The sequence below is a fragment of the Rhizobium leguminosarum genome, from assembly GCF_010668065.1.
GTDB lineage: Bacteria > Pseudomonadota > Alphaproteobacteria > Rhizobiales > Rhizobiaceae > Rhizobium > Rhizobium leguminosarum_S.
The window spans coordinates 203,322-228,289 of the sequence record NZ_WUEN01000009.1 but is presented as its reverse complement, the minus strand read 5'-3'; the positions used below and the strand labels follow the sequence as shown (position 1 = coordinate 228,289).

20 protein-coding genes are annotated in these 24,968 nt (G+C 62.1%); 16 read left to right on the top strand and 4 right to left on the bottom strand.

Features of this window, described 5'->3' with window-relative positions; translation table 11 throughout:
- The first annotated feature begins 5 nt into the window (after positions 1–5).
- The 9 genes from GR198_RS23790 (at position 6) to GR198_RS23750 (ending at position 12,827) form a co-directional block, all read left to right on the top strand.
- A complete protein-coding gene (locus GR198_RS23790; RefSeq protein WP_164069683.1) occupies positions 6–1,496 on the top strand; it encodes a carnitine 3-dehydrogenase in 1,491 nt (496 codons plus the stop codon).
- Positions 1,497–1,506: 10 nt separating this feature from the next.
- Positions 1,507–2,667 (top strand): acyl-CoA dehydrogenase family protein, encoded by a 1,161-nt coding sequence (locus GR198_RS23785; RefSeq protein ID WP_164069682.1) that lies wholly within the window; start codon positions 1,507–1,509, stop codon positions 2,665–2,667.
- A gap of 4 nt (positions 2,668–2,671) precedes the next feature.
- On the top strand, positions 2,672–4,726 hold the full coding sequence (locus tag GR198_RS23780; RefSeq protein WP_164069681.1) for an acetate--CoA ligase family protein: 2,055 nt from the start codon (positions 2,672–2,674) through the stop codon (positions 4,724–4,726).
- 6 nt (positions 4,727–4,732) lie between these two features.
- Positions 4,733–5,515, top strand: a complete 783-nt coding sequence (locus tag GR198_RS23775) for a carnitinyl-CoA dehydratase (protein ID WP_131620618.1) — start codon at positions 4,733–4,735, stop codon at positions 5,513–5,515.
- 118 nt (positions 5,516–5,633) lie between these two features.
- Entirely contained in the window at positions 5,634–7,223 is a 1,590-nt protein-coding gene (locus GR198_RS23770) for an ABC transporter substrate-binding protein (protein WP_029873610.1), read from the top strand.
- Positions 7,224–7,320: 97 nt separating this feature from the next.
- Complete coding sequence (locus tag GR198_RS23765) at positions 7,321–8,325, top strand: ABC transporter permease (protein ID WP_164069680.1); 1,005 nt, start codon at positions 7,321–7,323, stop codon at positions 8,323–8,325.
- Positions 8,322–9,149: an ABC transporter permease gene (locus GR198_RS23760; RefSeq protein WP_003538488.1), complete on the top strand. Its 828-nt coding sequence runs from the start codon at positions 8,322–8,324 to the stop codon at positions 9,147–9,149. Before GR198_RS23765 ends, GR198_RS23760 begins: the two co-directional genes overlap by 4 nt.
- A complete protein-coding gene (locus GR198_RS23755; protein ID WP_164069679.1) occupies positions 9,142–10,773 on the top strand; it encodes an ABC transporter ATP-binding protein in 1,632 nt (543 codons plus the stop codon). The genes GR198_RS23760 and GR198_RS23755 overlap by 8 nt, the downstream gene beginning before the upstream one ends.
- Before the next feature lie 50 nt (positions 10,774–10,823).
- Complete coding sequence (locus tag GR198_RS23750) at positions 10,824–12,827, top strand: CocE/NonD family hydrolase (protein WP_164069678.1); 2,004 nt, start codon at positions 10,824–10,826, stop codon at positions 12,825–12,827.
- 8 nt (positions 12,828–12,835) lie between these two features.
- On the opposite strand, the gene GR198_RS23745 is transcribed toward GR198_RS23750, so the two are convergent.
- Positions 12,836–13,747 (bottom strand): alpha/beta hydrolase, encoded by a 912-nt coding sequence (locus tag GR198_RS23745; RefSeq protein WP_029873606.1) that lies wholly within the window; start codon positions 13,745–13,747, stop codon positions 12,836–12,838.
- 225 nt (positions 13,748–13,972) lie between these two features.
- On the opposite strand from GR198_RS23745, the gene GR198_RS23740 reads away from it, so the two are divergent.
- Together GR198_RS23740 and GR198_RS23735 are read left to right on the top strand one after the other, a co-directional pair.
- Positions 13,973–14,497 (top strand): RNA polymerase sigma factor, encoded by a 525-nt coding sequence (locus GR198_RS23740; protein ID WP_164027221.1) that lies wholly within the window; start codon positions 13,973–13,975, stop codon positions 14,495–14,497.
- On the top strand, positions 14,494–16,620 hold the full coding sequence (locus GR198_RS23735; protein WP_164069677.1) for a vWA domain-containing protein: 2,127 nt from the start codon (positions 14,494–14,496) through the stop codon (positions 16,618–16,620). Before GR198_RS23740 ends, GR198_RS23735 begins: the two co-directional genes overlap by 4 nt.
- 64 nt (positions 16,621–16,684) lie before the next feature.
- On the opposite strand, the gene GR198_RS23730 is transcribed toward GR198_RS23735, so the two are convergent.
- Positions 16,685–17,611, bottom strand: coding sequence for an SMP-30/gluconolactonase/LRE family protein (locus tag GR198_RS23730; RefSeq protein ID WP_029873603.1), 927 nt, complete (start codon positions 17,609–17,611; stop codon positions 16,685–16,687).
- Between the two features lie 216 nt (positions 17,612–17,827).
- Here GR198_RS23730 and GR198_RS23725 point away from each other — a divergent pair, with 216 nt between their 5' ends.
- Positions 17,828–18,904 carry a LacI family DNA-binding transcriptional regulator gene (locus GR198_RS23725; RefSeq protein WP_164069676.1) on the top strand — a complete coding sequence of 359 codons (1,077 nt, stop codon included), beginning with the start codon at positions 17,828–17,830 and terminating at the stop codon, positions 18,902–18,904.
- Positions 18,905–19,010: 106 nt separating this feature from the next.
- Here the strand turns inward: GR198_RS23725 and GR198_RS23720 are convergent, their stop codons facing one another.
- A complete protein-coding gene (locus tag GR198_RS23720; protein ID WP_164069675.1) occupies positions 19,011–20,042 on the bottom strand; it encodes an L-idonate 5-dehydrogenase in 1,032 nt (343 codons plus the stop codon).
- A gap of 10 nt (positions 20,043–20,052) precedes the next feature.
- The gene (locus GR198_RS23715) at positions 20,053–20,994 is read right to left on the bottom strand and encodes a 2-hydroxyacid dehydrogenase (protein WP_164069674.1); all 942 of its coding nucleotides are present in this window, start codon (positions 20,992–20,994) and stop codon (positions 20,053–20,055) included.
- A 135-nt stretch (positions 20,995–21,129) separates the two neighbouring features.
- Between GR198_RS23715 and GR198_RS23710 the strand changes: the two genes are divergently transcribed.
- The 4 genes from GR198_RS23710 to GR198_RS23695 all read left to right on the top strand — a co-directional run bounded on the left by GR198_RS23710 (position 21,130) and on the right by GR198_RS23695 (position 24,952).
- Positions 21,130–21,894 carry an SDR family oxidoreductase gene (locus tag GR198_RS23710; RefSeq protein ID WP_164069673.1) on the top strand — a complete coding sequence of 255 codons (765 nt, stop codon included), beginning with the start codon at positions 21,130–21,132 and terminating at the stop codon, positions 21,892–21,894.
- 13 nt (positions 21,895–21,907) lie between these two features.
- The gene (locus GR198_RS23705) at positions 21,908–22,453 is read left to right on the top strand and encodes a gluconokinase (protein ID WP_164069672.1); all 546 of its coding nucleotides are present in this window, start codon (positions 21,908–21,910) and stop codon (positions 22,451–22,453) included.
- A gap of 1 nt (position 22,454) precedes the next feature.
- Positions 22,455–23,348, top strand: coding sequence for an NAD(P)-dependent oxidoreductase (locus tag GR198_RS23700; protein ID WP_164069671.1), 894 nt, complete (start codon positions 22,455–22,457; stop codon positions 23,346–23,348).
- Between the two features lie 107 nt (positions 23,349–23,455).
- The gene (locus GR198_RS23695) at positions 23,456–24,952 is read left to right on the top strand and encodes a sugar ABC transporter ATP-binding protein (protein ID WP_113544865.1); all 1,497 of its coding nucleotides are present in this window, start codon (positions 23,456–23,458) and stop codon (positions 24,950–24,952) included.
- Positions 24,953–24,968: the final 16 nt, after the last annotated feature.

Below are 24,968 nucleotides of genomic sequence, written 5' to 3'. Positions count from 1 at the left end.
ACGGCATGACTGGGATCAACAAGGCGGCTTGTATCGGCGGCGGCGTCATCGGCGGCGGATGGATCGCGCGTTTCCTGCTGGCCGGTATCGACGTTGATGTGTTCGACCCGCATCCGGAGGCGAGCCGCATCGTCGGCGAAGTCATCGCCAACGCCGAAAAAGCCTATGCCATGCTGACCGGCGCACCTCTGCCGCCGCGCGGCAGGCTCACCTTCTGCGAGACGCTGCAGGAAGCTGTCGCCGGCGCCGACTGGGTTCAGGAAAGCGTGCCGGAAAGGCTCGACCTCAAGCGCGGGGTCCTCACGCAAATCGATGCCGCAGCACGGCCGGACGCCCTCATCGGCTCTTCCACGTCAGGCCTGCTGCCGACCGATCTACAGCGCGACATGAAGCATCCCGAGCGCCTCTTCGTCGCTCATCCCTATAATCCCGTCTATCTGCTGCCGCTCGTCGAAATCGTTGGCGGCGAAAAGACCTCGGCTGAGACCATCCGGGCGGCGATGGAAAGATTGCAGCCGATCGGCATGAAGGGCGTCCACATCGCCAAGGAGATCGAAGCCTTCGTCGGCGATCGGTTGCTCGAAGCGCTCTGGCGTGAGGCCCTGTGGCTGATCCATGACGATATCTGCACCGTCGAGACGCTTGATGACGTCATCCGCTACTCTTTCGGCCTGCGCTGGGCGCAGATGGGCCTGTTCCAGACCTACCGCATCGCCGGCGGCGAGGCCGGGATGCGCCACTTCCTCGCCCAGTTCGGCCCCTGCCTTGCCTGGCCCTGGACCAAGCTTACCGATGTCGTCGATCTCGACGATGCGCTGATCGAAAAGATCGGCCGGCAATCCGACGAACAGGCGGCCGGCCTGTCGATCCGCGAGCTCGAACGCATCCGCGACGAAAACCTCGTCGGCACCCTGCAGGCTCTCAAGGGCGGCCACGACGGCAAGGGCTGGGGCGCCGGCAAGCTGTTGAAGGACTTCGAGCAATCGCTGTGGGCAAAAGGCGGCAAGGCAAATACGTCTTTCGACCCGTCGAAGCCGCTGAGGCTCGTCGAGACGAAAGTCGGCCCTGCCTGGGTCGACTATAACGGCCATATGACCGAACACCGCTACCTGCAGGTTTTCGGCGATACCTCAGATGCGCTGCTGCGCCTCATCGGCGTGGATCTCGCCTATGTCGAGGCGGGACACAGCTACTACACGGTGGAAACCCACATCCGCCATCTTGGCGAGGCGAAGCTCGGGCAGGCGATCCATTCGACCTGTCGGATCCTTGATGTCGACGAGAAGCGGCTGCATGTCTTCCACACGCTTCACGATACGGCGACGGGCGAGGCTCTCGCAACCGCCGAGCACATGTTGCTGCATGTCGACAGCAAGGCCGGCAAGGCCACACCGGCGCCGGCCGTTATTCTCGACAAGGTCAAGGCGATCGCCAGAGCCCAGGCGGAGTTGGCAGCGCCCGAAGGCGCCGGCCGTCACGTCGGCCAGAGGCGGTAGGAGGATCGGCATGAATTTCGGACTGAGCGAAGAACAGGAAATGATCGTCGAGACGGTCCGCGCCTTCGTCGAGACCGAAATCTATCCGCACGAAAACGAGGTCGAGCGCAGCGGCATCGTCCCGCCGGAGCTCGGAGAAGAGATCCGGCGCAAATGCATCGATCTCGGCTTCTACGCCTGCAATTTCCCGGAAGAAGTCGGCGGCGCCGGCCTCGACCATGTCACCTTCACGCTGGTCGAGCGGGAGCTCGGGCGCGGCTCCCTGGGGCTGACGGTTTTCTTCGGCCGGCCCTCCGGCATCCTGATGGCCTGCGAGGGCGAGCAGCGTGAGCGCTACCTCCTGCCCGCGGTGCGCGGCGAGAAGATCGATGCGCTTGCGATCACCGAGCCGGACGCCGGTTCCGATATGCGCGGCATGAAATGCGCCGCCCGCCGCGACGGCAGCGATTTCGTTCTCAACGGTACGAAACACTTCATTTCGCATGCCGATGTCGCCGATTTCGTCATCGTCTTTGCCGCAACGGGCGAGGAGGAAACGCCGAAGGGCATCAAGAAGAAGATCACCGCCTTCCTGGTGGATCGCGGCACGCCGGGCTTCGAAATCCTCAAGGGCTACGATTCCGTTTCTCATCGCGGCTACCACAACTCAACGCTCAGCTTCACCGATTGCCGGATTCCGGCAAGCCAGGTACTTGGCGAGGTGCATCGAGGCTTCGAAATCGCCAATCAATGGCTCTATGGCACGCGATTGACGGTGGCCGCCACCTGCGTCGGCCGGGCACGGCGCGTCTTCGACATGACGCTGCCCTATGCCGCCGAGCGCAAGCAGTTCGGTAAGCCGATCGGCGCCAATCAGGGCGTGTCGTTCAAGCTCGCCGATATGATCACAGAGATCGACGCGGCCGACTGGCTGACGCTCGCCGCCGCCTGGCGGCTCGATGCCGGGCTCTCCGCAGACCGGCAGATCGCCTCGGCCAAGCTTTACTCTTCCGAAATGCTGGCCCGGGTCACCGATGAAGCGATCCAGATCTTTGGCGGCATGGGCCTGATGGACGACCTGCCGCTTGCCCGCTTCTGGCGCGATGCGCGCGTCGAGCGCATCTGGGACGGCACCTCCGAAATCCAGCGGCATATCATCAGCCGCGACCTGCTCAGACCCTTGGGAGCGTGAGCCGATGACGCCTCGCCCGCTCGACCGCCTGCTCAGACCGCAAACGATCGCCGTCTTCGGCGGTCGCGAGGCGCGCAGGGTGATCGAGCAATGCGACCGCATGGGTTTTGCCGGCGAGATCTGGCCCGTCCATCCGAAGCTCGACGAGGTTCTCGGGCGGCCCTGCTATCGCTCCGTCTCCGACCTGCCTTCGGCGCCGGACGCCGCCTTCGTCGGCGTCAACAGGACGCTGACCGTCGAGATCGTCCGCAGCCTTTCTGAGGCCGGCGCCGGCGGGGCGATCTGTTATGCGTCGGGTTTCAGCGAGGCGACGGCGGAACTCGGCGATGGCGCCGAACTGCAGCAGGCCCTGTTGGACGCAGCCGGCGACATGCCGATCCTTGGGCCGAATTGCTACGGGCTGATCAACGGTCTCGACGGTGCGCTGCTGTGGCCTGATCAGCACGGTATGCAGCGTATCGAACGTGGCGTCGCGATCCTCACGCAATCCTCCAATATCGCTCTCAACCTGACCATGCAGACCCGCGGCGTGCCGATAGCTTACGTAGTCACGGCCGGCAATCAGGCGCAGACATCGCTTGCCGATGTCGCCTGCGCATTGATCGACGACCCGCGCGTCACGGCGGTCGGCCTTCACGTCGAAGGTTTCGGGGATCTCTCTGCACTCGAACGCCTGGCCTCCATGGCCCGGCGGTCGAGAAAGCCGGTGGTCGTGATGAAGGTCGGCAGGTCCGAGCAGGCAAAACGCGCGGCGGTGTCGCACACCGCTTCGCTCGCCGGCAGCGATGCCGTCGCAGACGCCGTGCTCTCCCGCCTCGGCCTTGGCCGTGTGCAAACCTTGCCGGCGCTGCTCGAAACCCTGAAGTTGCTGCATGTCGCCGGCCCGCTCTCAAGCCATTCGATCTCGTCGATGAGCTGTTCCGGGGGCGAGGCGTCGCTGATGGCGGATGCCGCCGTCGGTCGCAATGTGGAATTCCCGGCGCTGCAGCCGCAGCAATTGCCCCGGCTGCGGCGTGTCCTCGGCGAGATGGTGACGCTGTCCAATCCGCTCGATTACCACACCTTTGTCTGGGGCGATCTCGCACGCCAGACCGAAGCCTTCAGCGCCATGTTCGAGGGCGGCTATGCGCTCAATCTCGTCGTCCTCGACTTCCCCCGCGGTGACCGCTGCGATGCGTCCGAATGGGCGATGACGGCAGATGCGGTCATTGCGGCTGCCGCCGCAACCGGTGCGCTGGCCGGCCTTCTGGCAACCCTTCCGGAAAACATGCCGGAGCCCATCGCCGATCGGCTGATGGCAAATGGCATCATTGCCTTCTGCGGTATCGACGAAGCCATCACGGCAGCGGAAGTCGCCGCCGGCATCGGCCAGGCGTGGGATCGCCCGCCTCCCCTGCCGCTGCTCGATGTGTCCTCTATCGATGGCGAGATCGAGACGCTGACGGAGGCCGATGCGAAGGCTGAGCTTGCCGCCTTCGGCCTTCCAATTCCGCGAGGGCTGTTGGCCTCTTCTCCCGGTCAAGCGGCCGAGCAGGCCGAGCGGCTCGGTTTTCCTGTTGTGCTGAAAGCGCTCGGCATTGCCCACAAGACCGAGGCCGGGGCCGTCGTACTCAACCTGGAGGATATTAGGGCCGTGTCGAATGCGGCGGCGACAATGCCGCCGAATGCCGGTTATCTCGTCGAGAAAATGATCGATCCACCGGTCGCCGAACTCATCGTCGGCGCCATCCGCGACCCTGTCTTCGGATTGTCGCTCACGCTTGGAGCGGGAGGTATCTTCGTTGAATTGCTTGAAGATTCCATCATCCTGCCGCTTCCGGCGACGAAAACCGACATTCACGCAGCAATTTCGCGTCTCAAACTTGCAAAATTGATCTATGGCTATCGCGGGCGGCCGAAAGGCGATCTCGAAGCCGCTGTCGGTGCTGTCTCAGCAACGGCAGATTATGTCGTAAAGAACGCGGCATCCCTGGAGGAACTGGACATTAATCCATTGATGGTTCTTCCCGAAGGGCGTGGCGTTGCCGTAGTCGATGCTCTGATACGGCGGAGGAGGTAGCATAGGTTGAGCGATCCCATTCGCACACGACATGACGGTGGAGTACTCGAAGTCGTCATCGACCGGCCGAAGGCGAATGCCATCGACCTTGCGACCAGCCGTGCCCTGGGGTTGATCTTCCGAGATTTCCGCGACGATCCGGCATTGCGTGTCGCCATCGTGTCGGGCGCCGGCGAGAAGTTTTTCTGTGCCGGCTGGGATCTCAAGGCGGCGGCATCAGGCGATGCGGTCGACGGAGATTATGGTGTGGGCGGCTTCGGCGGGCTGCAGGAACTGCGCGACCTCAACAAGCCCGTCATTTGTGCGGTCAACGGCATCTGTTGCGGCGGCGGTCTGGAAATCGCGCTTTCTGCCGACCTGATCCTCGCCGCCGAGCATGCGACCTTCGCCCTGCCGGAAATCCGCTCGGGCACGGTTGCCGATGCGGCTTCCATCAAGCTGCCGAAGCGCATCCCATACCACATCGCCATGGACATGCTTTTGACCGGGCGCTGGCTCGACGTTCACGAGGCGCATCGCTGGGGTTTCGTCAACGAGGTCCTGCCGGCCGACAGGCTGATGGAGAGAGCATGGGAGCTTGCCCGGCTGCTCGAGAGCGGGCCGCCGCTCGTCTATGCGGCCATCAAGGAAATCGTGCGCGAAGCGGAGGGGTCGACGTTCCAGACTGCGATGAACAAGATCACCAAGCGGCAGTTTGCGACGGTCGACAGACTCTATTCGAGCGAGGACCAATTGGAAGGCGCACGGGCCTTCGCCGAGAAGCGAAGCCCCATTTGGAAAGGAAAATAACCAGGCGGCAGCAACCGCACTGTTTTCCCGCATGATGCGGGCACCGGAGGTGGAGAGGAAACCGCCTGCGGACCTGCCCGGAAGTTCTGTCAACGCACCATAAAGAAGGAACTGGGGAATGAACGACTACACGAAATATCTCGCAAGCCGTGTCACCGCCGGCGGGCTCAGCCGCCGCGAATTCATGGGACGCGCCATGGCGGCGGGCATCACACTTGCCGTCGCCGACAAGCTCTTTACCGAGAGCGCCGAAGCCGCCGAACCGAAGCGCGGCGGCCACCTGAAGCTCGGCCTTGAAGGCGGTGCGGCCACCGATTCCAAGGACCCGGCGAAATTCCTGTCGCAGGTCATGTTCTGCATTGGCCGCTGCTGGGGCGACATGCTGGTCGAATCCGATCCGCTGACGGGTGCGGCCGTGCCGTCGCTCGCCGAATCCTGGGAGCCGTCGAAGGACGCTGTCACCTGGACCTTCAAGATCCGCAAGGGAGTCAAGTTCCACGATGGCAAGGAACTGACGATCGACGACGTTGTTGCGACGCTGAAGCGCCACACCGATGCGAAGTCGGAATCTGGTGCGCTCGGTGTTCTCGGCTCGATCAAGGAGATCAAGGCCGACGGCGGCAATCTCGTGCTGACGCTTAGCGAAGGCAATGCCGACATGCCGCTGCTGCTGACGGACTACCATCTGGTCATCCAGCCGAATGGCGGCGTCGACGATCCGCTGGCCTCGATCGGCACCGGCCCCTACAAGATGACGAGCTTCGAGCCCGGCGTCCGCGCCACCTTCGAAAGAAACAAGGACGACTGGCGCACCGACCGGGGTTATGTCGATTCGATTGAAATCATCGGTATGAACGATGCGACCGCCCGCATCGCGGCCCTGTCGTCCGGCCAAGTGCACTACATCAACCGCGTCGACCCGAAGACCGTCAATCTGCTGAAGCGCGCCCCCAACGTCGAGATCCTCTCGACTGCCGGCCGCGGCCACTACGTCTTCATCATGCACTGCGACAAGGCGCCGTTCGACAACAACGACCTGCGCCTCGCCCTTAAATACGCCATGGACCGTGAGGCCATGGTGGAGAAGATCCTCGGGGGTTACGGCAAGGTCGGCAACGACTTCCCGATCAACAGCACCTATGCCCTCTTCCCCGAAGGCATCGAGCAGCGCGTTTACGATCCCGACAAGGCCGCCTTCCACTACAAGAAGTCGGGCCATAGTGGTTCGGTGCTCCTGCGTACCTCCGAAGTCGCCTTCCCCGGTGGCGTCGATGCGGCCGTCCTCTATCAGGAAAGCTGCAAGAAGGCCGGCATCGAGATCGAGGTCAAGCGCGAACCGGGCGACGGCTACTGGACCAACGTCTGGAACGTCCAACCCTTCTCGACTTCCTACTGGGGTGGCCGCCCGACCCAGGACCAGATGTATTCTACCGCCTATCTCTCAACGGCGGTCTGGAACGACACCAAGTTCAAGCGTCCTGACTTCGACAAGCTGCTGCTGGAGGCCCGCTCCGAACTTGATGAAGCCAAGCGCAAGGACATGTATCGCACCATGGCGATGACGGTGCGCGACGAAGGTGGGGTAATCCTGCCGATGTTCAACGATTTCGTGAACGCCTCCACCAAGCAGGTGAAGGGTTATGTCCACGACGTCGGCAACGACATGTCGAACGGTTACGTCGCGACCCGCGTCTGGCTGGACGCCTGAGGACATGGGGGCGTTTGCCCCTCCGATCTCCAACGAAGCCTGGACCGTGGGATGAAAACCCGCGGTCCTCCCGACGTTTTAGCGCGAGGTCCTCGCCATGACCAATCCTGCCCCAAGCATCTTGCCCGGCCTCGGGTTCCGGCAGCGTTTTCCGCTGCTTGCCCTTATCCTCGAGCGCTTCGTGCTCAGTATCGTCCTGCTCTTTGCCGTTTCCATCGTGATCTTCGGCGGTCTGGAAGCCCTGCCCGGCGATTTTGCCACCACCTATCTCGGCCAGTCGGCGACACCGCAGGCCGTTGCCAATATTCGCCAGGATCTCGGGCTGAACCGGCCGATCACGACGCGCTACGTCGAGTGGCTCGGCAACGCCGTCCAGGGTGACTTCGGCACCTCCTGGGCCAGCAAGAATTCGGTGAGCGAACAGATCGGCAAGCGCCTTGGCAATTCGCTCTTCCTGGCGGGTTTCGCGGCCGTGATATCGGTGCCGCTCGCCGTTGGCCTCGGCATGCTGTCGGTGCATTTCCGCAATCGCCTGCCGGATAAGATCATCAACGTCATCTCGCTTGCGGCGATCTCGCTGCCGGAATTCTTCGTCGGCTACCTGCTGATCCTGTTCTTCGCAGTGAAATTCGGCGTGGCGACCTTTCCGGCGACGGTCTATGACAGCATGGGTTTCGTCGAGCGATTGAAAGCAATCGCGCTGCCGACGGCGACCCTCGTGCTCGTCGTACTCGCGCATATGATGCGCATGACGCGGGCGGCAATCCTCTCCGTCATGTCGTCGGCCTATATGGAGACCGCAGAGCTGAAAGGTCTTGGCGCCTTCCGCTCGATCGTCAAGCATGCCGCCCCCAATGCGCTCGCGCCGATCATCAACGTCATCGCATTGACGCTTGCCTATCTCGTGGTCGGCGTCGTCGTCGTCGAAGTGGTCTTCGTCTATCCCGGCATGGGGCAGTATATGGTCGATGCGGTCACCGTGCGCGACATGCCTGTCGTTCAGGCCTGCGGCCTGATCTTCGCGGCTGTCTACATCTTCCTCAACATGACGGCCGATATTCTCGCGATTATCGCCAATCCCAGGCTGAGGCATCCGCGATGAGATTGAGAGACATCCCCATCACCGCCTGGATCGGCATGGCCGGCATCGCCATCGCCTTCATCTTTGCTATCTTCGCCCCCTGGCTCGCCCCCTATGGCGAGACGCAGGTCGTCGGCGACGTCTGGCAGTTGCCGGATAATCAATATATCTTCGGTCTCGACAATCTCGGCCGCGACATCTTCTCGCGGCTGATCTACGGCGCACGCACGACGTTGCTGGTCGCGTCCGCCGCCACCGTCATCTCCTTCTCGCTCGGCATCATCCTCAGCTTCACCGCCGCCGTTTCGCGCGGCGTGGTCGACACCGTCCTCTCACGCTTCAACGATTTGATGATGTCGATCCCGACGCTGATCTTCGCACTCGTGGTCCTGGCGGTACTGCCGCAAAACATGGTCGTGCTGATCCTTGTCATGGCGATCCTCGATTCCACCCGCGTCTATCGTCTCGGCCGTGCCGTGGCGCTTGATGTCGCGGTGATGGAATTCGTCGAGGCGGCGACGCTGCGCGGCGAAGGCAAGCTCTGGATTATCTTCCGCGAAATCCTGCCGAACACGCTGTCGCCTCTGCTTGCCGAATTCGGCCTGCGCTTCGCCTTCTCGATCCTGTTCCTCTCGACGCTTTCCTTCCTCGGCCTCGGCATTCAGCCGCCTGCGGCCGATTGGGGCGGCATGGTCAAGGACAACAAGGACGGCATCATCTTCGGCATCTCGGCAGCGCTGGTGCCGGGCACGGCGATCGCGACACTTGCCGTCTGCGTCAATCTTGTCGTCGACTGGCTCCTGAAACGCACATCCAGCCTCAAGGGAGGGCGCGGCGATGCCTGAGCTTCTTTCCGTTCGCAATCTGAAGATCGAAGCAACCAGCTATCCGCCGGGCGAACCGCCGAAGCGAGTGACGATCGTCGACGGCGTTTCCTTCGACCTGCAGAAGGGCAAGGTCCTCGGCCTGATCGGGGAATCGGGCGCCGGCAAGTCGACGATCGGCCTTTCCGCGCTCGCCTACGGCCGGGGCGGCGCCGAAATCACCGGTGGCGAGGTGCGGCTCGACGGCGCCGATATCCTGGCGCTCGGCAAAAATGGCATCCGTAAAATTCGCGGCGCGCGGGTCTGCTATGTCGCGCAGTCGGCTGCCGCCGCCTTCAATCCGGCCCACAGGCTCGGCGATCAGGTGATCGAAGCCTCGATCAAACATGGTTTGATGAGCAAGGACGAGGCGCGAAAACGGGCGCTTTATCTGTTCGGGGTTCTCGGCCTGCCCGATCCCGAAACCTTCGGCGAGCGCTTTCCCCATCAGGTCTCCGGCGGCCAGCTGCAGCGGGCGATGACGGCGATGGCGCTCTGCTCCAATCCCGAACTGATCGTCTTCGACGAGCCGACGACAGCGCTTGACGTCACCACGCAGATCGACGTGCTGGCGGCGATCAAGCATGCCATCGAGGAAACGCACACGGCCGCCCTCTACATCACCCACGACCTTGCCGTCGTCGCCCAGATTTCGGACGACATCATGGTCCTGCGTTATGGCAAGCAGGTAGAATATGGCAGCGTCCAGCAGATCATCGAGGCGCCGCGGGAGGACTATACCCGCGCCCTCGTCAATGTCAGGCAGGCCTACCGCGAGGAGGCCGCCGACCAATCTGCAGCACTTCTCAAGGTCGAAAATGTCAGTGCCGAATATTCCAACGGCTTCAAAGTGCTGCACGATGTCACGCTGCATGTGCCGAAGGGGCAGACGCTCGCGGTCGTCGGCGAATCCGGTTCCGGCAAATCGACGCTGGCGCGCGTGATCACCGGCCTGTTGCCGCCGAGCAGCGGGCGCATCGTCTTTGACGGCAAGCCGCTGATGCCGGGCCTGAAGAGCCGGCCGAATGACGATTTGAGGCGCATCCAGCTGATCTACCAGATGGCCGACACGGCGATGAACCCGCGCCAGACGGTCCGCGACATCATCGGCCGTCCGCTGACCTTCTATTATGGCCTCAGAGGTGCCGAGAAGACCGCCCGGGTAAAGGAATTGCTCGATCAGATCGAAATGGGCAAGGGCTTCGTCGATCGCTACCCCGCCGAACTATCCGGCGGCCAGAAGCAGCGTGTGGCGATCGCAAGAGCGCTTGCCGCCAAGCCCGAACTCATCCTCTGCGACGAGCCGACCTCGGCGCTCGATCCACTGGTGGCGGAGGGCATCCTCAAGCTGCTTCTCCGCCTGCAGGAAGAAGAACAGCTGTCCTATGTCTTCATCACCCATGACATCGCCATCGTTCGGGCGATCGCCGACAGCGTGGCGGTAATGCATCGTGGCAAGCTGGTACGGTTCGGTCCGAAATCGACGGCGCTGTCGCCGCCCTTTGACGACTACACCGATCTGCTGTTGAAATCCGTACCGGAAATGGAAATCGGCTGGCTGGAACGGGTGCTTGCCACGCGTCGCATGGAGAGTGCCGGTAACTGACTTGACGAGGGCAAACCTTCGTCCCACGGAATGTGCATCAAGGAATGAGCATGACCTCGCGCGGCTTCACCACCATCGAGAATGAATGGATTATACTGAAGGATGGGACGCGTCTTGCCGCGCGCATCTGGATGCCGGATGGCGCTAGCGAAGATCCCGTTCCCGCCGTTTTCGAATTCCTGCCTTATCGCAAGCGGGACGGAACCAGTCTGCGGGACGAGTCGACCTATCCGGTATTCGCGGCCGCAGGCATTGCCGGCGTGCGCGTCGATATCCGCGGATCCGGAGAATCCGACGGCGTCATCGACGGCGAATATACTGAATGCGAGCTCGCCAATGCCTGCGAGCTGATCGCCTGGATTGCCGCGCAGCCATGGTCGAATGGCGCCGTCGGCATGATGGGCATCTCTTGGGGCGGCTTCAACAGCCTGCAGGTCGCAGCATTGCGCCCGCCGGCGCTGAAGGCCGTCATTTCGATCGCCTCGACCGTCGACCGCTACAATGACGACATCCACTACAAGAACGGCTGCCATCTCTCCGCCCAGCTCTCATGGGCGGCGACGATGCTCGGCTACCAGTCGCGCCCGCCCGATTCCGCACTCGTCGGCGAACGCTGGAAGGAGATGTGGCTGGAACGCCTGGCAGGCGAACCCTTCTTCATGGAAGAGTGGCTGGCCCACCAGCGGCGAGACGATTTCTGGCGTCACGGCTCGATCTCAGAGGATTTTTCGAGCGTGGAAATCCCGACGCTGGTGATCGCCGGCTGGGCTGACGGCTACCGCAATACGCCGCTGATGGCGGTCGAAGGCCTGGGCGACAAGGCGAGGGCGCTGATCGGCCCCTGGGTTCACAAATATCCGCATTTCGCCTGGCCGAAGCCGCGCACCGATTTTCATGGCGAAGCGATCGCCTGGTGGAACAGATGGCTGCGGGGCGAGGACAATGGGATCGACAGGCTGCCGCAGGCCCGCGCCTATATTCTCGATGCCATCCGCCCTGCCCCGCGACGCGACAGCGATCCGGGTTTCTGGGTCGCCAAGGACATCTGGTCGCCGCCGCAGATGCAGTGCTTCTATGTCGAGCAGTTCGGCAAGCTGACGGAAGGCATGCCGATCCCGCATGCGCCCCAACATCCCGTCTATCTCCGATCTCCGCTCGACACCGGGACGGCATCGGGTGAATATTTCACGCTGAAACCCGACGCGGAAATGGCGATCGATCAACGCTCGGACGACGCCGGCTCGCTGGTCTTCGATACGATGCCGCTTGCTGGCGATTACGACTATCTCGGCCGGCCGGTGCTCACGCTTGCGCTGCGCTCTCGGGCCGCGGGCGGAAATCTCTGCGCCCGGCTCATCGATGTCCATCCGGATGGCACGGCAACGCGTGTCGCCTTCGGCGTCGTCAATCTGACCCACCGGGACGGCAATGCCGATCCCAAGCCGCTGATACCAGGTGAGACGGTGCCGATCCGGCTCGTGCTTGATGCCTGCGGTTATCGCTTCCGCAAGGGGCATCGCATCCGCCTTTCGCTTTCTACCGCATACTGGCCGATGATCCTGCCGCCGCCTGATGACGAAGGGATCGACATCGATATCGCCGCACTCGGCCTGGGGCTGCCGATGCTCGGCGAGCACCAGCGGATCGACATCAAAGAACCGGCCAATCCCGATCCGCTGCCGAAATACATCGAGCATGCGGCCGCCGCGACCAAGCGGCAGGTCGTCCGCGATCTCTCGGCTGCCCGGACGGAGTATCACATCCACGAGGATACCGGGCTCACCGAACACCCTGAGACAGGTCTCTCGACCCGGCAATTGCGCGAGGAAGTCTGGTCGATTGTGCCCGATAATCCGCTGTCGATGACCGGGACGTCGACCTGGACCTGCGACATGCGCCGCCCCGGCTGGTTCATCCGAACGGTCGCGACCGCGCGGATTGCATGCACCCGGACCGACTGGGTCATCAGCGCTGTCGTCACCGCTTTCGAGGGCGACGTGCAGATCTTCGAAAAGGTCTTTGCGGAAAAGCGGATCGCGCGCGACCTGATGTGATCGTTAGACTAAGCCACAGCAAAACGCCTTATGGCCTCGCAGACGGCGCGGAAGCCGTCGCGCGCGCCTTCACTCATGTGGCGAGCGCGCAGCCAGGCATGCACCATCTGCGGCTCCTCCCGGAACCAGACTTCGATGCCCTCCGCGGCGAGCCGGGCGGCATAGTGCCGGCCGTCGTCCCGGAGCGGATCGAAATGCGCGACCGTGATGAAGGCCGGCGGCAGCCCGGCAAGCGAAGTTGCCTGCAGCGGCTCGGCGATCTCATTGCCTGCCGGCGCCTGCAGGATTTCGCGATAATAGGCGACATCCGCCGTCGTCAGGCCCGGCGCCGCGGCCATTTCGACGTAAGAGCCTGCGGCAAGGTCACCGCCAAGCGCCGGATAGATCAGAACTTGGCCGACGACTCCGGACAGGCCCTCGTCGCGCGCGCGCAATGCAAGGCCCGCCGCCAGATTGGCCCCGGCGCTGTCGCCGATCAGCACGACCTTGCTGTTGGCGGAAAGCAGATGCTTCAACACGGTAAAGCCGTCATCCGTCTGCGCCGGCCAGCGATATTCAGGGGCCAGCCGGTAATCGACCGAAAGAAGTTCCGCGCCGGCAAAATCGGCGATCTCGGCGCAGATGGCATGATGGCTCTCGAGCGAACCGACCACAAAGCCGCCGCCATGAAGATAGAGCAGAATGGTGCGTGTGCTGATTTTCCGTGGACGGTAGCGGCGGATCGGTATGCGCTGGAGCATGCCGTCCGCAAAGATCATCTCCGGGGGCAGCGGGCGGTCGAAACGCGCGCAGAGAGCGTCGTACCAATGTCGCTGCTGTTCGATCGATGCTTGAACGGCGTCTGGCGGATAGAAGGAATCGCAAATCGCCAGAAACTGCAGGATGCCCCTTTCGGTGGGGGCAGGTGGTTGAGCGGACATAGAGGTCCTTTCGCGATTTGGGACATGACAGATCATGTCCCTGGCCGACTCTGTCCTCATCATGCGCCTCTGTGACACGGACGATCTGTCTGGCCGCGACCCATGGATGTCGCGGCTTTCAAAATTCGTGATAATTTTTTTCATCGCCGACCCAAGGAAAATCATCCGAGAAACGTCTCAATCTCAAAATAGCATCTTGCTTGGTAGCATGGGGTAGGTGCGGAATTGGACGCAGAGCTCATAGAACGAGCGCAAGGCGGCGACCGGGAGGCCTTCGGGCAACTGGTCTCGCGCCATTATGATTTCGTCCATGCGACGGCGTGGCGCTGGTCGGGCAGTTCCAGTGATGCCGACGACATCGCCCAGGAGGTCTGCGTCAAGCTCGGCGCGGCGATCCGCAGCTTTCGCGGCGCCAGCCGGTTCAGGACATGGCTCTATACTCTCACGCTCAACGCCGCCCGCGACCATAGACGCAAGCTTGCACGGGAGGAGCAGACATTCCGTGCTTACGCCGCCGAACCGCAGCAGGATGCGCCGGCCGGAAATGACGACGAGCTATCGAGCGAATTGTGGGCCGCCGTGCGCGCCTTGCCGGAAAGGCAATGCGACGCGGTGCTGCTCGTTTACGGCGAAGGTCTCAGCCATTCGGCTGCCGCCGATGTCATGGGCTGCTCGGAAGCGACCGTGTCCTGGCAGGTTCATGAGGCGCGCAAGAGGCTGAAGACCGTGCTCGGCAAGGAAGAGGTATGACCGTGGACAAGGAACTCGAAAAGCTCTCCCGCCTGACACCGCCGGCAGCGACGCCGGAGGCGCGTGCGCGTGCGCTTACTGCCGCGATGCAGGCCTTCGACACGGCAGAAAATAATGCGCCGGCAGCCCAAGGAAATGCGAAAGGCTGGCGTCAAAGCTCCATCATCAACTGGATATGGAGCCCTGCCATGAACAAGAAATTCCTCGCCGGTTCAGCGCTTGCGACGCTGCTGGTCATTCCCGCCGCCGGTTATCTCGCGATCGAGCTGACCCGCAACGGATTGCCGATCGTCGACCAGACCGAGATCGCCGGCAATCTTTCGAAAAGTGAGGCGTCGAAACAACCGGCTGCAACCGCCGGTCAGCCGGTGACGGTCGCGCCGCAAGCACCGGCCGGGAACGGCAGCCTGGCTGAGCAATCTGTCGCTGACGCGCAAGCGCCGCAGGACAAGGAGTCCCCCGCACTCGCGAACCCCGATTCGTCGCAGACATCCGAATTCGATGCCAACGACGTCGCCGCCCTCACGAACAAGCCGGAGGGTTCTGCCGCGGCACTCGGAGCGGCCAAACGCGCGGCGCCGGCCGCTCCCGGCATCGTCCCCCAGCGGCAGTTGGCCGAACCGATGGCCGCCATCGCCCCCTCGCCTGCGCCGCCTGCCGAAGCGCGTGTCCAGATTCAACTCGATCCCAATCGCGAGCGGTTTGCCAATGCGGCGGCAAATCCGATCAAGAGTGTGGCGACGGATCCGGTCTCGACCTTCTCAGCCGATGTCGACAGCGCGTCCTATGCCTTCGTCCGCCGCTCGTTGACGGGCGGGGCGATGCCCGATCCGCAATCGGTTCGCGTCGAGGAGATGATCAACTATTTCCCCTATGACTGGCCGGGTCCTGACAATGCCGACCAGCCTTTCAAGGCGACCGTGACTGTCATGCCAACGCCGTGGAACCGCGACACGGAATTGATGCATGTGGCGATCAAGGGCTATGACATCGCGCCGGCGACCACGCCGCATGCCAATCTTGTCTTCCTGATCGACGTGTCGGGCTCGATGGACGAGCCGGACAAGCTGCCGCTGCTGAAGAGCGCCTTCCGGTTGCTGGTCAACAATCTGAAAGCCGACGATACCGTCTCGATCGTCACCTATGCCGGCAATGCCGGCACGGTGCTGACGCCGACACGCGTGGCGGAGAAATCGAAGATCCTGTCGGCAATCGACGGACTGGAGCCCGGAGGCTCGACCGGTGGCGCCGAAGGCATCGAGGCGGCCTACAATCTTGCCAAGCAGGGCTTCGTCAAGGACGGCGTCAACCGGGTGATGCTGGCGACGGATGGCGATTTCAATGTCGGCCCGTCGAGCGACGAGGATTTGAAGCGCATCATCGAAGAGAGGCGCAAGGACGGCATCTTCCTCACCGTTCTCGGGTTCGGGCGGGGCAATCTCAACGATTCCCTGATGCAGACGCTGGCCCAGAACGGCAATGGCAGCGCAGCCTATATCGATACCTTGGCCGAGGCACAGAAGACGCTGGTCGAAGAGGCCGGATCGACGCTGTTTCCGATCGCTAGCGACGTCAAGTTCCAGGTCGAGTTCAACCCGGAACGGATCGCCGAATACCGGCTGATCGGCTACGAGACACGGACGCTGAACCGCGAGGATTTCAACAATGACCGTGTCGACGCCGGCGATATCGGCTCCGGCCACAGCGTCACGGCGATTTACGAGATTACGCCCAAGGGAAGTCCCGCAGTCATGAATGACGACCTGCGGTACGGCGCAGCCGATAAGGTGCCGGCCGAGGCCTCCGACAGCGCCCATCAAGGCGAGCTTGCCTTCGTCAAGATGCGCTACAAGCGGCCGGGCGAGGAGAAGAGCGCCCTCATCACCACGCCTGTCAACGACGGCAACGCGGTCGCCACCGTCGATGCAGCGCCGCAGGATGTCCGCTTCTCGGTGGCCGTCGCAGCCTTCGGCCAGAAACTCAGCCATGTCGCGGCCGTCGACACCTATTCCTATCAGGCAATCGCCGATCTCGCCGCGGCATCGCGAGGGGTGGATAGCTTCGGTTACAGGTCGGATTTCCTCGGTCTCGTTCGGCTGGCGGCCGGCCTCAGTCAACGGTGAGGCAAGAGGCACAAAACTGTACCAAACGAGAGGCCGTCCCAAAGGGGCGGCCCCTGCTGAGTGATCATCCCAGTCTCGACCCGTTGGCTGTGAGATAAACAGCGTAGAGAGACGTGCTCGCGGTGATGAAGAGACGGTTCAATTTCTCTCCGCCGAAAGTGACGTTGGAGACAAGCTCGGGAATATGGATCTTGCCGATCAACGTTCCATCCGGATCGTAAGCGTGCACACCATCGCCGGCGCTCGTCCATATCCTGCCCTTCCGATCGACGCGAAAACCATCGAACAGGCCTGAGGTGCATTCTGCGAAAACGCCGAGATCGCTCAGCCTTCCCTCATTCGAGACTGCGAGCTTTCTGATATGACGCGGACCGCCGGGCAGGTGCGTTGCGCCGGTGTCGGCAATGTAGAGCAACGTCTCATCCGGGGAAAAGGCCAGTCCGTTCGGCTTGACGAAGTCGGAGGTCACCTGATCGGTCGTGCCTTTTGCCGGATCATGCCGGTAGACGTGGCATCCGCCGATTTCCGCCTCGCCATAGTCGCCCTCGTAGTCGTGGAGGATGCCGTAGCTCGGGTCGGTGAACCAGATGGTCCCGTCGGACTTGACGGTGACGTCGTTTGGCGAATTGAGCCGTTTGCCTGCAATTCGATCGGCCAGAACGGTGATCCTGCCGTCGAAATCCGTGCGCGTGACACGGCGCGTCAGATGCTCGCAGGTGATCAGCCGGCCCTGATTGTCGACGGTGTTGCCATTCGAGTTGTTGCTGGGCGAGCGGAATACTGACGTCTGACCGCTGGTATCGTCGTAGCGCATCATCCGGTTGTTGGGGATATCCGAGAAAACGAGATACCGCCCGGCCGCAAACCAGGCCGGTCCCTCCAACCAGCGTCCGCCGGTCCAAAGCCGCTCGACGCGGGCGTGACCGACGAAGCAGCTTTCGAAACGCGGGTCGAGAACCTCAAACCCCGTACCGTCAATTTGCCCGAACATGATGCTCCTCCATTTCCTTAAATTGTTATCGATATCATCTTGCCGTGTTCTGATGGCTTCGTACAGATAGCGATCTGCCGACCTTTGCGAAAATGCCTCTGGAATCTTGGTTTTTGGACGGTGGAATGGTGAATTCCTGCAATAATATCGATTGTGCGATGATAGCGATAACTTTATCGTGTCTTGAATTCGGAAGCTTTGTGAAAGCGGAGATCAGTGAAAAACGAGGATGAGCCGAAAGACAAGCGTCTCAAGCCGGGAGAAGCTCAAAAGCTGACGATGGCGGAGGTCGCCAAATATGTCGGTGTGTCTGCCATGACCGTGTCGCGTGCCTTTCGTCAGGATGCGAGCGTTTCCGAGGAGACCCGGAAGCGCATCATGGAGGCCGTCGACGCACTCGGCTATGTGCTCGACCTGTCTGCCGGCAGTCTTTCGTCGCGGCGGAGCGGCTTCATCGCCGCCCTGGTGCCCTCGATCAACAATTCGAATTTTTCTGACACCGCCCGCGGCATGACCGATGCGCTGCAGAATACCGGCCTTCAGCTCCTTCTCGGCTATACCGACTATTCGGCGGAGAAGGAAGAAGAGTTGATCGAGGCGATGCTGCGCCGCCGCCCTGAAGGCATCATCCTGACCGGTGGCGCGCACACGGCGCGCGCGCGGCGCATGCTCGTAAAAGCCGGCATTCCCGTTGTCGAGACCTGGGAGCTTCCGGAAAATCCGATCAATCAGGTCGTCGGCTTTTCCAACAGCGAGGCGATGGCCCTGCTGGTGCGGACGCTTGCCAGTCAGGGATATCGGAAGTTCGGCTATATCGGCGGAACGACGGCGCGCGATACGCGCGGCAGCCAGCGGCGAAGCGGTTTCCAGAGAACAGTCGAAGAACTGGGCCTCGGACCGGGACGGATGATTTCCTTCGGCGTGCCGCCCATCACCATGGAACAGGGCGGCCAGGCGATCGTCAGCCTGCTCGAGCGCTGGCCGGACACGGAAGTGGTTCTCTGCGTCTCCGATCTTTCCGCCTTCGGCGCCATCATGGAATGCACGCGCCGGGGAATGAAGGTTCCAAAAGATATCGCCATTGCCGGTTTCGGCGATTACGAGATCTCATCCATCTGTCATCCGCGCATCACCACCATCAATGTGGACTGTTACGGCATCGGTCGCCAGGCCGCCGCCCGCCTGCTGGATACCCTCCATACCGGCGAGGCGACCGGCGATGAGATCACATTGACGGGCTACAAAGTTGTCTTGCGCGAAAGCACGGACCGGAACGGCGCGCCGACCGTTTGAGACTAAAGCGCCGCGCGTCTTTTCGGATGCGCGGCGCTGTAACGTTTTGAATAGCTGGATAATTTTATCCTCAAATCGATTCCGATTTAAGGAATTATACGGTCGGTCAAAAGGCGATCTGGACTTTCATGGACTTGCTGCGATCGCCCGCCAGCTCGAAGGCGGCGACGGCCTCTTCGATCCCAAAGACACCTGTCAGCAGCGGCTTCAGATCGACGCGACGCGCGTTGATCAGTTCGACGGCCAGCGCAAATTCCTCGTGAAAACGGAATGTGCCGCGCATCTCGATTTCCTTCGCAACGATCATGTTCTGCGGAATGGAAACATCGCCGCCAAGGCCGAGCTGCACGAGAACAGCGCGGGGCTTAAGCGTCTCCAAGCCGGCGCGCACCGCCCGCTCATTGCCCGACGCTTCGAACATGACATCGAAATATCCCTTGTCGGCACTGTAGGCCGCAAGGTCGGAAGCATGCGTGGCAACATTGATCGTTCGGTCGGCGCCGCTGGTGCGGGCAATCGCCAGAACGCTGTCGGTCACGTCGGTCGCGACGATCTCACGGGCGCCGAGGACGCGCGCCGCGACGATCGCCAACATCCCAATGGGACCGCAACCGGTGACCAGCACCCGTTTGCCCAGCAGCGACCCGGCGCGGTTTGCCGCATGCAGCGTCACCGCAAAGGGTTCGGCAAAGGCGGCCTCGTGAATGGAAATGCCGTCCGCGACCTTGTGGCACTGCCAACGCTCCGCCACCAGCCGCTGGCGAAAGCCGCCCTGAATATGCGGCATCGGCATGGCGCTGCCGTAAAACCGCATGTTGAGGCAATGGTTTTGCTGCCCCTTCAGGCAATATTGGCAATGGTTGCACGGTCGGCTCGGAGAAACCGCGACACGGTCTCCGACGGCAAGATCGGCGACGTCGGAACCCAGCGCCTTGACCGTTCCGGCGATCTCATGGCCGAGGATCATCGGTTCGCGCAGGCGAACGGTGCCGAAACCGCCATGATTGTAATAATGCAAGTCGGAACCGCAGATGCCGCCGGCTTCGATGGCAATCTCCACCTGCCCGGCGCCGGCAACCTCCGGCTCGCGCTCTTCGATCCTCAGATCCTTTGCGGCATGAATGACGATGGCTTTCATATCGGGACCCTCACACGACGGGAGTTGGAAGCGGGCTACCTGCAAAATGCGCAGCAAGATTGTCTCTGACCAGTTGGCCCATGGCCTTGCGGGTCTCGACAGTGCCAGAGCCGTGATGGGGCTGCAACACGGCGTTTTGAAGCGTCAAGAAACGTGCATCGATCCGGGGTTCATTCAGGAAGACATCAAGGCCCGCCGCCTGGATTGTGCGGTCTTGAAGGGCCGCGATCAGTGCCTCTTCGTCGACGGTCGTCCCGCGCGAAACATTGACCAGGATGCCGTTCGGACCGAGTGCTTTAAGCACCTCAGCATTGATGATCTTCATGGTCGCCTCCCCGCCGGGGACGATGACGATCAGAAAATCGGCCCAAGCGGCAAGCGCGATCAGGTCGGGCTCGTAGGTGTAGGCAACATCCTGGTGATCATTGCGAGCGAAATAGGAGATGTCGCAGCCGAAAGCGGCAGCCCTCTTGGCGATTGCCTTGCCGATCCGCCCCATGCCGGCGATCCCCACCTTCTTGCCCGAGACGCGCGTCACCAGCGGCATGGCGACACTGCCCCACTGGCCGGAGCGGACGAGAACATCGGCCTGCGGAATCTGCCTTGCCGTCGCAAGCAACAGTCCGATGGCGATATCGGCGACATCCTCGGTGAGCACGTCAGGGGTATTCGTGACGCGAACACCATTGGCGCGGGCATAGGACAAGTCGATTGCGTCGGTGCCGACGCCGTAACAGGAGACGATTTCCAGTTGCGGCAATTGCGCCATCAACTCTGCGGAGGCTCCGAGTTCGCCGCGGGTCGCTATGGCGCGGATATCCTTGCCGACCCTTGATATCAGCTCGTTCCGGTCTGCCGCTTCCCAGAGGCGATGGATGCGGTAGGTCGCCTCCAGATCCACCATGTCCCATTCCGGATAAGCTCCGGCCATCAAGATTTCTACCTTAGGCATTCCGTTTCCATCCCGCACTTTGACAGTTGATTATGTTATCGATAACATATAATTCGGAAGAGGGATGTCAAGTGAGTTTCACCGTCAGCGGCAGTTGAAGCCGTCACCTGCGGCGAAACTGGAGGAGTTATTTGCATGAAGAACTTGTTCGATCTTACCGGACGGCGTGCCCTGATCACCGGCTCGAGCCAGGGGATCGGTTATGCCTTGGCCGAAGGCCTGGCGCAGTATGGCGCTGAAGTCATCATCAACGGCCGCACGCCCGAAAGCGTCAACCGCGCGGTCGAGAGCCTCAAGGATCAAGGCCTGTCTGCCCATGCAGCGATCTTCGACGTGACCAGCAAGGATGCTGCCAAGGAAGGCATAGACGCGATCGAAGCCGATATCGGGCCGCTCGACATCCTGATCAACAATGCCGGCATGCAGTTTCGCACGCCGCTGGAAGATTTCCCGGCGGACAAGTGGGAGCTGCTGCTGACCACCAATATTTCGAGCGTGTTCTACGTCGGTCAGGCAGCGGCCAAACCCATGATCGCCCGGGGACAGGGCAAGATCATCAACATCGCCTCCGTGCAAAGCGAACTGGCGCGCCCCGGCATTGCTCCCTACACCGCGACCAAGGGCGCGGTGCGCAATCTGACCCGCGGCATGTGCGCCGACTGGGCCAAGTACGGCCTGCAGATCAACGCGATTGCGCCGGGCTATTTCAAGACGCCGCTCAATCAGGCGCTTGTCGATAATCCCGAGTTCTCGTCCTGGCTCGAGAAGCGAACGCCGGCCGGACGCTGGGGCAATGTCGAGGAACTGGTGGGCGCCGCCGTTTTCCTGTCGGGCCGGGGCTCGTCCTTCATCAACGGGCACACGCTTTATGTCGACGGCGGCATCACGACCTGCCTCTGATAGAGACGAGATCATGGATTTGGAGAAAAAGGCGCCACCTCTGGCCGTCGTCGTCATGGGCGTCAGCGGCTGCGGAAAATCTTCGGTTGGAGAGCATCTCGCCGCTCGAAACGGCCTGCTGTTTCTGGAAGGCGACCAACTCCACCCCGCTGGCAATGTCGAGAAGATGGCGCAGGGCATGCCGCTGACTGACGACGACCGCCTGCCCTGGCTCGACCGGATCGGCGAGGAAATAAGGACCGCGCGAGAAGGATCGCAAGGGCTGGTGATTTCCTGTTCGGCGCTGAAGAGAAGCTACCGGGACAGGCTGCGGCAGGCGGCGGACGGGCATCTCGCCTTTGTTTTCCTGGAGGGATCCCGCGATCTGCTGCTGTTGCGGATGCAGGCCCGTCAGGGCCATTTCATGCCCGCGACTTTGCTCGACAGCCAGTTGCAGACGCTGGAGCCGCCGACCGGTGAAGCTAATGTCGTGACAGTGGCGATCGATAATGCGTTGGATGATATCGTGGCACTGGCTTGCAAGGGACTGAGCGGCATGGCCGTCAAGGGAGGAGATTAACATGCAGGATGACTACAGAGCAGATGTCGCCGTCATCGGTGCCGGCATCATGGGAACGGCGATCGTCACCCGATTGATCGAAACTGGGCATGAGGTATCGGTCTTCGACCTGGATACCGAAAAAGTTTCGGCTTTGCAGGCCAAGGGCGCGCGCGCGGCCGGCTCCGTGGAGGAAGCGGTCTCACGGTCGGCCTTTTGCGTACTCAGCCTCAATCACGCAAACATCGTCCGCGCCGTCGTCTTCGGCGAAAAGGGCGTTGCGGCGGCGGCGAATGCCGACAAGGTGCTGATCGATATGTCCTCGATCGACCCGGCCGACACGGCCGACATGGCGACGCGGCTCCGTCGGGAAACGGGCATGGCATGGGTGGATTGCCCGCTCTCCGGCGGTGTGCCGGGTGCGCTGAGCGGGCGCCTGACGATCATGGCGGGCGGCAGCGCTGAGGATTTCGAACGGGCGCGCATGGTGATGCGGCATCTTGCCGCCAATTACACGCTGATGGGTGCATCCGGCGCCGGGCAGACGACGAAGCTGATCAATCAGCTGTTTTGCGCCGTGCTGTTTCAGGCCGTCGCCGAGGCGGTCAAGCTCGCAGAAGCCGGCGGCGTCGATCCGGCCGCCATTCCGGCCGCCCTTGCCGGCGGCAGGGCAGACAACCGGATAATGCAGGAATTCATGGCAAAATTCGCTGCCCGAGATTTCTCGCCGACAGGCAGAATCGACAATATGTTGAAGGATCTGGATTCGCTTCAGGCCTTTGCGCTGAAGACCAAGACGCCATTGCCGATGACCGGCTCGGTGGTCGAGATTCACCGCCTGCTCTGCGCTGCCGGGCTTGGACCAAGAGACTCGGCCGAGATGATGCGTCTTCTCGACGGATTTCAGGCCGACTGACGTCAAACTCTCCGAGAAATTCGAGATCGTCATCTTTCCGCTTGACCATCCATAAATGTTATCGATAACATACATCCATGAAAACCGCAGCTTTGGGAGGAGCCACAGTGGAAGCCAAGAGACTGCTGGAGTTCCAGTCGATCACCAAGAGTTTCGGCGGCACGCAAGCGCTGCGTGACGTCTCGATCGATCTGCGCGAGGGTGAAATTCTCGCGCTGCTGGGGGAAAACGGCGCCGGCAAATCGACGCTTATCAAGACGCTTGCGGGTATCTACAAGCCCGATACCGGCGACATCCTGTTTCGCGGCCAGAGCTACCATCATCGTCCCCCGAAGCCGAACGAACGGCAGCCGGTTGCCTTCATCCACCAGGATCTCGGTTTGATCGAGTGGATGACGGTCGGCGAGAACATGGGCCTGTCGCAGGGCTTCTCGATGCGTCGCGGCCTGATCGATTGGAACAGGACGCAGGCGCGTGCCAAGGAAGCCTTGAAACTGGTCGGTTGCGACTTTGACCCCACGACGCGCGTCTCGGCATTGTCGCGCACCGAAAAGTCGCTTGTCGCCATTGCCCGTGCGCTTGCCGTCGAAGCTGACGTGCTGGTGCTCGACGAGCCGACGGCGAGCCTTCCCGCCGATGAAGTCGATCGGCTTTTCAATGCGATCCGCCCCTTAAAGGATCGCGGCGTCGGCATGATCTACGTTTCCCACAGGCTCGACGAGATTTTCCGGATTGCCGATCGGGTCGCTGTTCTGCGCGACGGCTGCATGGTGGGACAGAAGCCCGTCAGCGAGACCACCCCCGAGGAGCTGGTGACGATGATCATCGGCCGCAGCGGCGACAGCCTCTTTTCCAAGACGGCGATCACGCCCGGCAAGGCGATCGTCAAGGTTCGCGATCTCGTCTGCGCCGGCACAGGCCCGATATCCTTCGATATCCGCGAGGGCGAGCTTCTGGGACTGGCTGGATTGCGTGGCGCCGGTCAGGAACGGATCGGCCGCGCCCTGTTTGGTTGCGAGCCCTTCAACGGCTCGGTTCTGCTGCATGACGAGGCCCCCGACCTTTCCAGTCCACGAGGGGCAATGGCGTCGGGCATCGGCTTGATTGCCCGTGACCGGACGGAGGAATCCGTGGCGCTCTCGCTGTCCATTCGGGAAAATACCTACCTCAATCCGGGAGCCGTCGGGCGTGGGCTTTTGTCCTTCCTGTCGCCGCGCGGCGAAGCCGATCTTGCTCATAAGATCGGTCATTCCGTCGGCCTGCGGCCCAACGACCCGGATCTGCCGGTGGAGGCCCTGTCGGGCGGCAACCAGCAGAAAGTGGTCGTCGGCCGCTGGCTGGCGACCGGCCGCAAGCTGCTGGTCGCCGAAGATCCGACCGCCGGCGTCGACATCGGGGCGCGTGCGGAGATCTACCGTCTGATCACCCAGGCGCTCGAGGCCGGTCTCGCGGTTGTCGTGGTGTCGACGGACTTCGAGGAAATCGCCCATATCTGCCACCGCGCGCTGGTCTTTTCGCGCGGGAAAATCGTCAGTGAACTGACTGGAAGCGCTCTGACGACGGAGGCGGTCATCACGGCCGCATCCGCATCGGAAGCCGCTTGAGCCATCGGGAGAACAG